Annotated in this window: 8 protein-coding genes; 4 read left to right on the top strand and 4 right to left on the bottom strand. The window is 47.2% G+C overall.

Features of this window, described 5'->3' with window-relative positions:
- Window positions 1-57: 57 nt before the first annotated feature.
- From NDA03_RS15430 to NDA03_RS15415, 4 genes are all read left to right on the top strand, one after another.
- Window positions 58-3,999 (top strand): PAS domain S-box protein, encoded by a 3,942-nt coding sequence (locus NDA03_RS15430; RefSeq protein WP_348238512.1) that lies wholly within the window; start codon window positions 58-60, stop codon window positions 3,997-3,999.
- A gap of 443 nt (window positions 4,000-4,442) precedes the next feature.
- Window positions 4,443-4,835 (top strand): response regulator, encoded by a 393-nt coding sequence (locus NDA03_RS15425; RefSeq protein WP_190427114.1) that lies wholly within the window; start codon window positions 4,443-4,445, stop codon window positions 4,833-4,835.
- The gene (locus NDA03_RS15420) at window positions 4,828-6,624 is read left to right on the top strand and encodes a diguanylate cyclase (RefSeq protein WP_190411547.1); all 1,797 of its coding nucleotides are present in this window, start codon (window positions 4,828-4,830) and stop codon (window positions 6,622-6,624) included. The genes NDA03_RS15425 and NDA03_RS15420 overlap by 8 nt, the downstream gene beginning before the upstream one ends.
- Before the next feature lie 148 nt (window positions 6,625-6,772).
- Complete coding sequence (locus NDA03_RS15415; protein WP_348238511.1) at window positions 6,773-7,174, top strand: fasciclin domain-containing protein; 402 nt, start codon at window positions 6,773-6,775, stop codon at window positions 7,172-7,174.
- Window positions 7,175-7,314: 140 nt separating this feature from the next.
- Here NDA03_RS15415 and NDA03_RS15410 read toward each other — a convergent pair whose 3' ends face one another.
- The 4 genes from NDA03_RS15410 to NDA03_RS15395 form a co-directional block, all read right to left on the bottom strand.
- Complete coding sequence (locus NDA03_RS15410) at window positions 7,315-8,616, bottom strand: CO2 hydration protein (RefSeq protein WP_348238510.1); 1,302 nt, start codon at window positions 8,614-8,616, stop codon at window positions 7,315-7,317.
- Between the two features lie 172 nt (window positions 8,617-8,788).
- On the bottom strand, window positions 8,789-10,300 hold the full coding sequence (locus NDA03_RS15405) for an NADH-quinone oxidoreductase subunit M (RefSeq protein ID WP_190523790.1): 1,512 nt from the start codon (window positions 10,298-10,300) through the stop codon (window positions 8,789-8,791).
- Window positions 10,301-10,499: 199 nt separating this feature from the next.
- Complete coding sequence (locus NDA03_RS15400) at window positions 10,500-11,213, bottom strand: carbonic anhydrase (RefSeq protein ID WP_190426520.1); 714 nt, start codon at window positions 11,211-11,213, stop codon at window positions 10,500-10,502.
- A gap of 159 nt (window positions 11,214-11,372) precedes the next feature.
- The gene (locus NDA03_RS15395) at window positions 11,373-13,244 is read right to left on the bottom strand and encodes an NAD(P)H-quinone oxidoreductase subunit F (protein ID WP_348238509.1); all 1,872 of its coding nucleotides are present in this window, start codon (window positions 13,242-13,244) and stop codon (window positions 11,373-11,375) included.
- Window positions 13,245-13,762 lie beyond the last annotated feature (518 nt).

The raw sequence follows: 13,762 nt of genomic DNA, 5'->3' as shown, positions 1-13,762 counted from the left end.
GCCGATGATAGCTGAAGATTACATTTGGGCACCCTTGAAATAGAAGTCTCTAGCTGCATGACTTTCACTTCACGCTCACCCCCAGCCCTACGCATGAATTACACCGATAACCAAGAGCTGCTTCAACTGTTTATCCAGCAAGCGCCAGCAGCCGTTGCTATGTTCGACCGCGAGATGCGTTACCTGCTGTTCAGTCGTCGATGGCTGACGGAGCAAAATCTTGGTGAGGATATTATCGGGCGCTCTTACTATGAAATTGAGCGTGGAGTAGCAGACCGTTGGCAGGCAATTCATCAGCGTTGTTTAGAGGGAAGCATCGAGAAGGTTGAAGAATCTTTACCCCGTACTGATGGAACTGTGGAGTGGGTAAGGTGGGAAGTACAGCCGTGGCGCACTGGCACAGGTGAAATCGGCGGATTGATCGTGTCGAGAGATGCGATCGCTGAGCGCCATCCATCACAGGAACACCTACACCTGTTGGAGAAGGCGATCGCTGCTAGCAATAACGGCATCGTGATTAGCGACGCGAGCTTGCCAGACAATCCCTTGATTTATATCAATCCCAGTTTTCAGGAAATGACCGGGTACTCCGAGAGCGAAGTTTTAGGGCACAACTGCCGCTTCTTGCAAGGAATCGATACAGAGCAACCGGCGATCGCTCAATTGCGAACGGCAATCCGGGACGGAAAAGAGTGCAATGTCACCTTGCGGAATTACCGCAAAGATGGGACGCTTTTCTGGAACGAACTGCGAGTTGCGCCAGTAAAGAATCCCCAAGGAAAACTCACAAACTTTGTGGGTGTCCAAACTGACATCACCGACCGAGTGGAAGCCCAAGAACATCTGATTCGGATTAGCAAAGCCGTTGAAAATGCGAGCGATGCCATCATCATTACGAACGCCAAAGGGCAGTCTCTGTATCACAATCCGGCGTTTGTGGAATTGTTTGAATACACCACAGACGAAATAAATGCGGCTGGGGGGCCAGCTATCCGCTACTGCGATCCGAATGTCGCTCGTGAAGTCATCAGCACCATCAAACAAGGCAACTCCTGCTGGAGTGGTGAAGTCGAGATGCGTACCCAGAGCGATCGCACTATATCGATTTTGCTTCGGGCTGATGCCATCACCGATGACAATGGTAATGTAGTCGGATTGATTGGGATTCACACCGACATTACCGCCCGCAAGCAGGCTGAAGCCGTTTTACGGCAGCTTCTGCGACGGGAGCAGCTCTTAGGAGCGATGCAAGAGCGTATCCGCCAATCCTTGAAGCTGGAGGATGTTCTCAACACTGCCGTGGCGGAAGTGCGGCAGTTTCTTCAGACAGACCGAACGATCTTGTACCGCTTTGAGCCGGATGGAAGTGGCACCGTCGTTGTAGAGTCCGTGAGTGCCCAGTGGTTGGCGGTGCTGGGAAGCAATATCAAAGATCCGTGCTTTGGCAAAACCTACGCTGCGGCTTATCAACAAGGTCGTATCCGTGTCATTGAAGATATCTACACGGCTCAGCTCAACCCCTGCCATATTGAATTGTTAGAGCAATTTCAGGTGCGAGCGAATCTAGTCGTGCCGATTTTGCAAGGAGACCACTTGTGGGGGTTGCTGATTGCCCATCACTGTCGCTCGTCGCGGCAGTGGCAATATGAGGAAGTCGAACTGCTAGAGGCACTGAGCGTGCAAATCGCGATCGCCATTCAACAAGCCGCTTTGTTCGAGCAAGTAGAAGCGGAACTAGCGCGAGCGCAAGCCGCTCAGACTGCATTGCGCGATAGCGAGGAACGTCTGCGGACTGTGGTGAAAAGTGCGCCCATCGTTCTATTTGCCTTAGACGATCGGGGTGTCATTACCTTTTCCGAAGGGAGCGGTCTGGATACTTTGGGACTGGAAGCGGGTAAGGTGGTTGGTCAATCCATCTTTGAGGTGTACCGCCGCTTCCCACAGATTCTCGAAGAGGTTCGGCAAGCGCTATCCGGCAAAGCCTTAACATCCCTGGTAAAAATGGGCAAATTGACCTTCGAGGTTCGCTATTCGCCCCTGCGAAACGCCAACAACGAAGTCATGGGCGCAATTGGCGTCGCCACCGACATCACCGAACGCATCCAAGTAGAGGAAACCCTCCGCCAAAGCGAAGTGCTGCGCCAAAGTGAAGCCAAAACTCGCGCCCTCCTCGACGCGATCCCAGATTCGATGTTTCGCATCCGTGAAGATGGCACCTTTCTAGACTTCAGAGCCGCTAAAAATGACGTTCGGGCGATCGCTCCCGCTCAAGTCATCGGTCAAACTGTGCAGGAGCTTTTGCCAACCGAGGTAGCGCAGCAAATGCTGCATTATGTAGCCAAAGCGCTGTCTGCTAACGAGATCCAAGTTTTTGAATATCAACTGCTCGCTCCCTTGAATCCCGCTTACCCAACCGGAGAGATAGGCTCTGTGCGCGATTATGAAGCTCGCGTTGTTGTCAACGGAGCGGATGAAGTGCTGGCAATCGTGCGCGATATTACCGAGCGCAAGGAGATGGAGCGACTGAAAAACGAATTTGTCTCCATCGTCAGCCATGAATTGAGGACGCCGCTCACTTCGGTGCGAGGCTCCTTGAGTTTAATTGCTGGAGGTGTGACGGGTGAAATTCCCAATGAGGCAAAGGCGCTCGTGAATATTGCTTATAAAAATACCGAGCGTCTGATTCTCCTGATTAACGACATTTTAGATATTGAAAAGATTGAATCCGGCAAAATGGATTTTCATCTCCAGCCGCTGGAACTAATGCCACTCGTAGAGCAGGCGTTGGAGGCGAACCGGGGCTATGGCGAACAGTTTGGGGTGCAGTTGGTACTGGAGTCTGAGTTGTCCGGTGTTCAGGTAAATGTCGATCGCGATCGCCTGATGCAGGTACTAACGAATCTACTCTCCAACGCCGCCAAATTCTCTCCCCCCAATGGTACCGTCACCCTCTCCGTTTCCCGTCCAACTCAATCGCCAAATACCATCCGAGTTGCCGTTACCGACTGCGGTTGTGGGATTCCCGAAGACTTTCGCCCTCGGATTTTTCAGAAATTTGCTCAAGCAGATTCCTCAGATACCCGTCAAAAGGGAGGAACTGGCTTAGGTTTAAGTATCTGCAAAGCGATCGTAGAAAAACTCGGAGGAAACATTAGCTTTGAAACTCAAACGAATGTCGGGACGACTTTCTACTTCGATTTACCAGAATGGCACGAAGCACGGATCTCAAAGATTATGACTTCCCACTCGCCGGAAAGTCTCCCCATCCTTATCTGTGAAGACGATCCCGATATTGCCACGCTGCTGTCGCTGATGCTGAAACAAGAAGGTTTAAGTGCAGATATCGCCTACAATGCAGCCCAAGCCAAGCAGCTTTTGTCAGAAAATTGCTATGCAGCGATGACTGTAGATTTGGCGCTACCCGGTCAAGATGGCATCTCTTTGATCCGCGAACTGCGGGAAGATGAAAATACTCAGAGTCTCCCGATTGTGGTCGTTTCTGCCAAAGCCCAACAGGGGCGCGAACAACTCAGTGGCGGTGGATTGCCGGTGATAGACTGGCTGGATAAACCAATCGATCAGGCGCGATTGATGGCATCTGTCCGCCAAGCAGTTCTGCCGAACTCAGACAGTAAGCCTCATATTTTGTATGTTGAGGACGATCCGGATTTAACTCAGGTGGTCTCAACAATTTTGCAGAATATCGCCGAAATTGATTCAGCTAAAAATCTTCATGAGGCAAGACACAAGCTGTCTTCTAAAACTTTTGACTTAGTGATTCTTGACCTCAGTTTACCGGATGGTTCTGGTCTAGAATTGCTAGCGGATCTCAACAATCAGATTTTTTCCTCCATCCCCGCAGTCATTTTCTCCGCCAATACCGTTGGCATGGAGGCGGCACATCACGTAGCTGCGGCACTCGTCAAGTCCCGCACCTCCAATCAGCAGTTGCTGGAAACGATTAAATCCCTAATTGGACGCGGTAATTCCGCTTCTTAATTCTGTTTTTTTAAGTTTCAATAAATTAAACGTTTATTGAAACTTAAATTTAATTGAGTTTAAATAGTTGTTATTAAATTTTTATTTATAAACTAAGAATCAAAATATTTAGTAGGATGACCGAATTAAACCATGTCATATTGTAAACTGGGAAGCCATTCCCATCCTGCTTGGTTCTCCGCGTTGAGAGGCGTGGATTTTGAGGTAAGGAACTCAACATGGCAAGGGTAAGACGGGGAGTAAAAAGCGCTTTTCCGATCTTACTAATAATTTAGTCTTACTACTTTCTGGAGATAGGGAATGAGTTCGTTATTCGTAGAGGTAAGAACAATAAACCCTAAACTATCGCCATCCTAAATGAATTGTAGAATCTTCTCTTTTTTTATAGATATGCTTTTTCTTCCCACTCAGTTTAAATTAATGAGTAATCAATCAAAAGCAATATGACAACTCCATCTTTAACTCGTATCTTGTTGGTGGAAGATGATCCGGACATTCAGACCGTTGCCTGCTTGGGTTTGAAAGTAGTCGGCGGTTTCACGGTAGAAGTCTGTAGTTCTGGGAGCGAAGCGATTCAGAAAGCGCCGATATTTGCCCCAGATTTGATTTTGCTGGATGTGATGATGCCTGGGATGGATGGGATGACCACCCTAAAGGCACTGCGGGAACTCCCGCAAACTTTAAGCACTCCGGTAATTTTCTTGACAGCCAAAGTGCAAACCCATGAAGTAGCTTATTATAAGCAACTTGGTGTATTGGATGTGATTGCGAAGCCGTTCGATCCCATGACCCTTTCTGCAACTCTCAATCGTATGTGGTTTCAGTACCATGATTGATGCGCTTCAAGATCCGCAAGAACAACTCAATGCCTTACGCCTTGCCTATAGGCAACAACTGCCGAGTCGAATTGAGCAGATTGAAACAATTTGGAATCAGCTGCTGGGAAGCCTTGAGGAAAGAGGGACCGTAGCTGGGGAGTCAGGATGTAGGGGCGGGGAAACCCTGCCTGGAGCAGGAGAGAATCAAGAACATCAACCCCTCAGCACCTCAAAGGTTCAGCCCCTTTCGTCTTCTCAAAATCCGCCTCAGTCCCTACTAGAAGCCGCTGCCTCACCTTTGGAAACGCTACACCACCTGATGCACCGTTTGGCGGGTTCTAGTGCCACGTTTGGGTTGCTGGGGTTAGGGAATGCGGCACGAACTTTGGAACTGGTGTTCAAGGCGATTTTGGATAGTGGAAAGTTGCCAACCGCAGAAGAGCAAGCACAAATCTGCGTGCTGGTAGGAGGATTGAAACAGGCGATCGCAGTGGAGGACACTTGTGTACTGGATCTAAACCTCCCCCCGTTGCAGTCTCAAGAGCCTTGGACAGAGAATCGGCTGATTTTTTTGGTGGAAGACGATCCGCATCTATCGCAGGATTTGGCGTTGCAAATCAGTTGTTTTGGTTATCAGGTTCGCACTTTTGACAAAATTGCTGAACTGGAGGAGGCGATCGCGCAAACACCACCCGCCGCTGCAATTGTGGATGTTGTTTTCCCCCAAGACAGTCTCGCTGGCCCCAAAACAATTACTGCCATCCAGCAGCACCGCGAGCAACCGCTGCCAGTTTTGTTTATTTCTGCCAGAAACGATCTCATGGCTCGTTTACAGGCGGTGAGAGCGGGTGGAAAGGCGTATTTTCCCAAGCCAATTAACATTGGAGAATTGATTGACGCGCTGGATTTGCTGACAGTGCCGCAAGCACCAGAGCCGTATCGCATTTTAATTGTTGACGATGATGCGCCTTTGGCATCCTTCTATGGTTGGACTTTGGAACAGGCGGGAATGACGGCGCTGGTGGTGACAGATCCGTTGCAGGTGATGCCGCCGTTAATTGAGTTCAGACCGGATCTAATTTTGATGGATATGTATATGCCGGGATGCGATGGAGTGGAACTGGCAGCGGTGATCCGTCAGCAACCAGCTTATGTGGGCATTCCGATTGTGTTTCTGTCGATGGAGACGGATCTGAATAAGCAGCTAGCGGCGATTCAGCTAGGCGGGGATGATTTTTTAACCAAGCCGATTCAGCCAAATCATCTGATTGCGTCGGTGATGCCGCGAGTGCAGCGATCGCGTCTTTTACGTTCGGTGATGGTGCGCGATAGTCTGACTGGGCTGCTCAATCATACGACGATTAAAGAGCAACTCAGTATTGAGGTGCAACGAGGTCGGCGGGAAAAGACGAACCTTGCCTTTGCCATGATTGATATTGATGATTTTAAGTCAGTGAACGATACTTATGGTCATCTCACAGGCGATCGCGTACTGAAAAGTTTATCCCGTCTGTTGCAGCAGCGTTTGCGAAAAACTGATATCACGGGTCGTTATGGCGGGGAAGAGTTTGCGGCTATCCTCCCGAATACAGATGGTGCAACAGCCGTGCAAGTTCTCAACCGAATCCGCGAAGGTTTTGCACAAGTTCGGCAGCAGTCTGACGGCGCTGAGTTTTCGGTTACTTTTAGCTGTGGCATCGCTGTCTTTCCCAACGTAGATGAAGCGACCCAACTCAATGAAGCCGCAGATAAAGCTCTCTATGAAGCCAAACGACGCGGACGCAATCAGGTGGTTCTGTCTACGTGAACAAATCTCTGCGATCAAGAGATTACAACTGCTTTTAACGAACATTAAAGATTTAAAGCGATCGCAAATAGCCAATCCAATAATATTGGCAAGGCTCACCCTACACTGTTATCAGAGCTTTTCCATACAATCTATTAAGTGAGAACAGATGGCTGACATTGTTGATATTGCCGTTGGTGCGGGTTCTTTCAAAACTTTAGTAACTGCTGTCCAAGCGGCAGGGTTGGTGGACACGCTGAAAAGTCCTGGCCCTTTTACTGTCTTTGCACCGAATGATGATGCCTTTGCCAAACTTCCACCCGGAACGATTCAAACCTTGGTGCAAAATATTCCCCAGCTTGCCAGAATTCTCACCTATCATGTCGTTTCTGGCAAGTTAATGAAAGCCGATTTAGAGAAAGTAAGTTCTGTCACCTCAGTTGAAGGTTCACCCATCAGAATTGATTGTTCTGATGGTTTTGAGGTGAAAAATGCTACAGTTCTCGCACCAGATATCGAAGCGGATAATGGCGTGATTCACGTTATCGACACGGTAATTTTAATGGGTTAAATAAAAAAAGGGAGCGCTCGCTCCCTTTTTAAAAACCCTATTTGAGGTGTGTTGGAGGAATCAGAGTGCGAGCGCTCCTTTTAAAAGCCCCCCTTTTTTCTAGCGAAGCGGCGCGTTAGCGCGGGGGTTGGGGGGATCTCCTATCGATAATCCGACTGCTGAATATCCCGCAAACGAGCTTCAGGACGCTTAAAGCGATCCATCTGAGCTTCAAAAAACTCGCGATTTGCTTGTAAATGCTTCGGATTGGAGTCATCTAAAGGATACAGAAGTGCCGTCCGCAATGCTTGGATAACAGCAGAAGTAACGCAGTACATCGAGCGTTGGAAAGTAATCCCTAATTGGATTAACATATCATCTTCACCGCGGCAGTGTTGGCGATAGTAATCCACGAGATAGGGTGGGAGGAAATGCAGCATATCCTGCATTAACAATGTCGGCGGAATGCCAGCAGTTCCCACCGGAAATACATCAGCATAGAGAATTCCATAGTGGAAATCTTTCTGATTTTCCGGAACTTGCTTTGCCTGAGCATTGTAAGATTTTGTACCCCGGAATGGAGCGGTGCGGTAGAACACAGCTTCCACATACGGTAATGCTGCTTCGTACAGCCATGTGAAACCGCAAGATTTGGGGATAATTTCATACTTTTCACCCCGAATGTAAACGTGATGATAAATTGGACGACCCGCGATCGCAAAAATTCCATTTACCAGAAAATTCATCGCTTCCGGCACAGTGGTCATTTTGCCCTCATCGTAGAGGTCTGACATCTCAAAGAAAACTGGAGCCATCACTTCCCAGAACAAGCCTAAATTACTGTAGTAAGACAGTTGGCGCACCTGTTCTAAGAACATATCAGGGAACAGTTTATACAATCCCAGCATCGCCGGATTGCCTTGGAAGTAAGCTTTAATTGCCCTATCTGCATTCGCTTTATATTCATCGCTATCCAGATAGGCATCGAATTTACCCCAACCCATGTCTCTGCCGTGCCAAAGCATTGCTTGCATACAAGCTTCAGCAAATTCCATATTGATGCGGTCATGCCCTAAGTGATGGAATAACTTGGGCATTTTAGAAGTTTCACCCTTCTCCATAAACTCTAGAAGTTCGGGATGAGCAGTGGCTTCTCCACGCCAGATTCGCAAATCTGCATCATCTCCAGCGTAATGATTATGTAACTCTAAATACTCCTTGGGCAGGAAGTATTTAAAGAAGGGAAAGGGATTTAAAAAGACATGCTCGGCAATATAAAGCAGGTCGCGCCAGTAGAAATCCATCGGTACTGCATACGCTTTATAAATACCGATAATTTGCATGAGATTTTCCGGCGTATCTGGCAGCATGGCACCACCAGCTTCTAAGCGGTGAATAATTTCGGCAAATTCATGGTTAGAAGGAGGTAATTTTGTTGAAGGCTTAGATGGAGTTTGTACCATTTTTAGTTCTTTTAGGTGAATTGCTGAATGTTTTTTAATGAGTCGTTATTTTGTTGTGAGGACGGTATTTTTAGCTGTCCCCCAACCCCTTCCCTAGCGCTTAAGGGAGCTGGGGGCTTAGGTTTCTCGTTTCCAGGCTGAGCGCCGTAACGAGAGGAATGAAAGTAATTTTCTATTGCTGAACTGAAGACTGGTAGTGGATAGCAACTTGCTGAGTAGTAGTCGCGGGCATGGTAGCAACCATTGCAGCTGTTGTCGGTTCACTCCAACGCACCAGCCAATTGGGGAAGATTCCCAAGAAGAAGATTAAGGCTGCTAAAACTAAAGCTGGGGTACGCTCAACCCATTCAACTTTGGGATAGTAGGCTGCGGCATTGTTCAGTTTGCCAAAACAGGTGCGGTTAATGAGGATCACAAAATAAACTGCCGTTAAACCGCTACAAACCACACAAACTAGGGTTGGAATTGGAAATACGATGAAACTACCTTGCAGCACTAAAAATTCAGCGATAAAGCCTACCATACCGGGGATACCAGCACTCGCCATTCCGCCTAGAACTAGCAAAGCAGTGGTAAGCGGTAAGCCGCGTTGGGGACTCAACAAACCATTCAAGACATCTAAATCGCGGGTGCCAACTTTGCTTTCGATAACACCCACCAAATGGAAAAGGATGGCTAAGATGATGCCGTGACTAACCATTTGCATGACGGCACCGAGTAAACTAAGCGGTGTAGCGGCGGCGGCGGCTAACAGAACATAGCCCATGTGACCAATAGAGCTATAAGCGACCATGCGCTTGATATCTTTTTGAGCGATCGCACTCAGCGCCCCGTAAGCGGCACTAAACGCTCCGATAATCGCTAACCCTGGTGCCACAATTGTCCAGGTTTCGGGAAACATTCCTAGACCAAACCGTACTAAACCATAGGTTCCTAACTTTGCCAGGATGCCACCTAAAAGAATGGCTACGGGTGGTGAAGCCTCGACATAAGCATCTGGCAACCAAGTATGCAACGGAACTAGGGGAATTTTGATTCCGAAACCCACTACCAGCATTGTTAGCAGGATTAGCTGCGCTTGTAACGGTAAACCTTGAGCAATGTTGGCATTGTAATCAAAATTAGGAGCGTTACCCAGCCAAGTTATACCCAAAAATGCCGCCAGAATTAAAATTCCAGAAAGCGCTGTATAAATGAGAAACTTCATCGCTGCGTAGCCACGCTTTTCAGTTCCGCCCCAGATGGCAATTAACAAGTACAGCGGAATCAGTTCTAGTTCGTAGAACAACACAAACAGCATCAAATTCTGCGACAGGAAGGCACCCGCAATTCCAGCATTGACCAGCAGCACTAAAGAATAGTAAAGCTGAGGACGAGTAATCTGCTTTGAGGTGCTGTAAATAACAATCCATGTCAGCAGGCTATTCAAAGCCAACAGCGGTAAAGACAAACCATCAACACCAAGGCTGTAATTCAATCCCAATTTTTCAATCCAGGGCATAAATTCAGAGAATTGCATCCCGGCATTGTTCAGGTCGAATTGGGTTAAAAGAAATCCTGTCTCTAATAAAATTCCACTGATAATCGCTAATGCAAGTAAACGGAGCTGACTAGCAGATAAGTTAGGTAAGAATCCGACGAGAGCGGCACCTAAAAAGGGTAGCCAAATAAAAGTGCTGAGCATGGTTTGTTATTTGCTGATTCCTGATTGCTGATTTCTGTTGACCGGCTGAATGAGAATCATAGAAACGGCGGTTTGGCTATATAGCAATCCCAATTTATGTAGGAGATATTCTTCTCTCTTTTTTCCCTCCGTTAACACGCGATCGCGCTTCGTTAATCGAAGACATCTCACCACTTAAATAGGATTGCTATAGCTCTACCTAACTCAGTAAGGTGACTTTGCCAGTGTCCAAATCGTAATAACCACCTACAACTTTCAGTTTATTTTCCTGAATTAACTGAGAAATGACAGGAGAGGTTTTCAATTTTTCTACTTGAACCAAAACATTCGCTTTGCTAGCATTCTCTAGCCGATCGCCGGGTTTGCCTTTTGAATTTTCTACACCAGGTTTTATTGCCTCAATTAAGCTACCAATTTGACCGGGCACTTGGGCACCTTTAATGGTGGCATCTACCGCCCCACATCTTTTGTGCCCCATGACCATGATTACCTTGGTTCCTAATATTAAACCCCCAAATTCTAGGCTCCCGGTTTCCTCCGGAGTTGCGATATTTCCTGCCACGCGGCATACAAACAAATCTCCAAATCCCCGGTCAAAGATAATCTCAGAAGGAACCCGCGAATCCGCGCAACTGAGAATCGCCGCAAATGGCTTCTGAGTTTTCGCAACGGCGGTCAAACGTTGAAAATCTCGGTTGATATTTTTAGTTTTTCTGGTAATAAACCGTTGATTCCCCTCCATTAAACTTTGCAGCGCTTGATCGGGGGTCATGTCATTCTCTGCAACGGCTTGGTCGGGGAAAACCAACTTGGTTCCGAGTCCGGCAGTTACGACCCCTGCTCCTACTGCGCCTGCGCTAAATTTCAGCAAATTCCGTCTGGAGAATTGTCCTTTCTGCTTTTTTGAATTCATTGGTTCGTAGCTTCCTTCCTAAGGGTTAAAGACTTGCTCTCTTTGTATTTTGTCATTAGTTATGTATCCTTTGCAATTTAAAAAGGACTAATGACAAAAAGTTCTAAACCAACCGGGTTTTCAGTTAGTTTGGTAGGGCAGCGATCGCCCACTCTCGACCTATTGAGCGAGTGCTACAAAGAGTGGTGAAGCGGCATGAAAGAAGCGCCAGTATAATAGCATTCCTAAGACAATTATTCCCATTACTATCGTCATCGCATAAGCTTGGGATTGTCCGGAAGTGCTGTATTTCAAACTTTGTCCGCCGAAAAGGGAAGCAACTCCGACAAAATTAACGAAGCCATCCACTAAGTAGCGGTCAAAGGCAGAGATGAAGCGGGAAACTAAAGCAACGCTGAAAACAATACTCACGCGGTAAATTTTGGCGGTGTAAAAGTCATAAGCCAACAAATCTTGCAGGGGTTTCCAAGGAAGTTGGACGGGTTTTTTCCACATTTTATTCAGATAAATTATCCCGCCAAGGCTGCAACCAAAAATACTAGACCAAATCAACAGCAGCGCCATATCTTTATTGAGAGTTGCCCAACTCGGCAGTAGCGACAAGCTTTGTAACACTAAGGGGAGGTGGAGGGTGAAGGCGGCCAAAACTATCATGGGGAAAGTTAAAGGCCAAAATGCTTCTGGCGATCGCACAGTCATCGACTTGGGTTCTCCGCCAAAAATCAGCCCAAACACTCTCGTTAAACTGAAGGCTGTCAAACCATTGACCACCAGCAATAACCCGACTAGCCAAGGTTGAGTTGCCCACAAACCATCTGCTAATTTCAGCAATGCCCAGAAGCTGCCTAGAGGCGGAAAAGCGATTAACCCCAGCGTCCCAACCAGAAAGGCTAACCCGGATATGGGACGGCGCGACCATAAACCGCCGAGTTGGGTTAAGTCTTGGGTGATGTTGTTCCAAATAATTCCACCAACACTCATTACCAACAGCGCCATTGCGATCGCATGAGTCAAGATCAACAACAAAGCTGCATCATCTTGCTGAGTGCCTACGGCGATAAATACCAATCCCATGTAGGCGCTGACGGAATAGGATAAAGCGCGTTTGATATCAATTTGGGCGATCGCAATCAAGGAAGCGCCAACCGCCGTCACACCACCGATCGATATCAGCGCCAGCGACACTATCGGAGAAAGCGCTAACACAGGTTGCAACTTAATCAACACCCAGGCACCTGTTGCCACGACGACCGAGTTCCGCAAAATCGTGCTGGGAAGCGGCCCTTCCATTGCCTCATCCAACCATAAATGCAACGGAAATTGAGCGCATTTACCCATCGGGCCAGCAATTAAACCTAAACCTAATAGCGCGGCTAGTGTAGGGTCTAAATCAGCGGTTTTTGCCCATTCTGCTAGATCGTTAAAATTCCAACTTCCTGCCAGGGGATACAAGGCAATGACTGGCATCAGCATGATTAAATCCCCAACCCGCTTGGTTAAGAAAGCATCCCGCGCCCCCGTCACCACTAGCGGCTGGCTAAACCAAAGCCCTACCAGCAAATAAGTCCCCAAGGTGAGGATTTCCAGGATTACGTAGCTAAAGAACAAGGAGTTGCACAAAGCTAAAGCACACATCCCTGCCTCAAAAAGCCCCAGCAAGGCATAAAAGCGTGCCCAGCCCCAGTCCATCTCCATGTAGCCGATCGCGTATATCTGGGCTAGCAGGTTTAACCCGGTTACTAAAGCGATCGCTGCAACGTTAATTACTGAGATTTCTAGGGGGAAATTTAAATCCAAACCCGCTGCCGACAGCCATGTAAACGTTATTTCTTGAGACGGCTGGTTCCAAATCGCTTGCAGAGTCACTAAGCTATGAACGAATGCCAAAAAGGTCATCAGCAAGTTAATGTAACCAGCGGGGCGCGGCCCTGTGCGGCGGATGACACCGGGCGACCATAATAGCCCGGAAATAGCACCAATTAAGGCATAGCAAGGGACTAACCAAATAGTATCGATGAGAGCCTGAACCACTGAATTCCCTCCAAACTTGCAGCAAAGCTAGGGTTGCTTTCAGCCAACCCGTAATTTCCCTAACCAACCTATGCAGTAAGGCGAATGCCGAATTAATAATTTCTTAAGCGTTCTGCTTATCTTAATGGTTCAAGTAACCAAAAGGGAATAATTGATTTAAAGAATTAAGCGATAAATCATCTAAAAAAAACTTATATAACTCTTTGCTATCATAGGTTTTTATGCCTAGAGCAGTTGTCATCAAGAATTTATATGGTACTGATAGATAAATGTCTATAGGTAAAAATATTTTTTAACAAATAAGTTTTTTGATTTTTAAGTGTATTTTAGAAATTACCATCAAGGCTTTATATGGCATCTATAGATAAACATCTATAAGCAATTCTACTTAGGCTACTATAACAGTTCTATTTGAGTTGAAGGCAAGATATCCAATTTCGAGAGAGAAATTGGATATCTTGCCTTCACGAATCAAAGAGAACGCTCCAGAGACACAAGGGAGAGAGTTTTACAATCCA

Origin of the sequence: Trichocoleus sp. Lan, assembly GCF_039961855.1 — a bacterium.
Taxonomy (GTDB): Bacteria; Cyanobacteriota; Cyanobacteriia; order Cyanobacteriales; family FACHB-T130; genus FACHB-T130.
The sequence above is the reverse complement of the archived record's forward strand: the minus strand, read 5'-3'. Positions and strand labels throughout refer to the sequence as shown.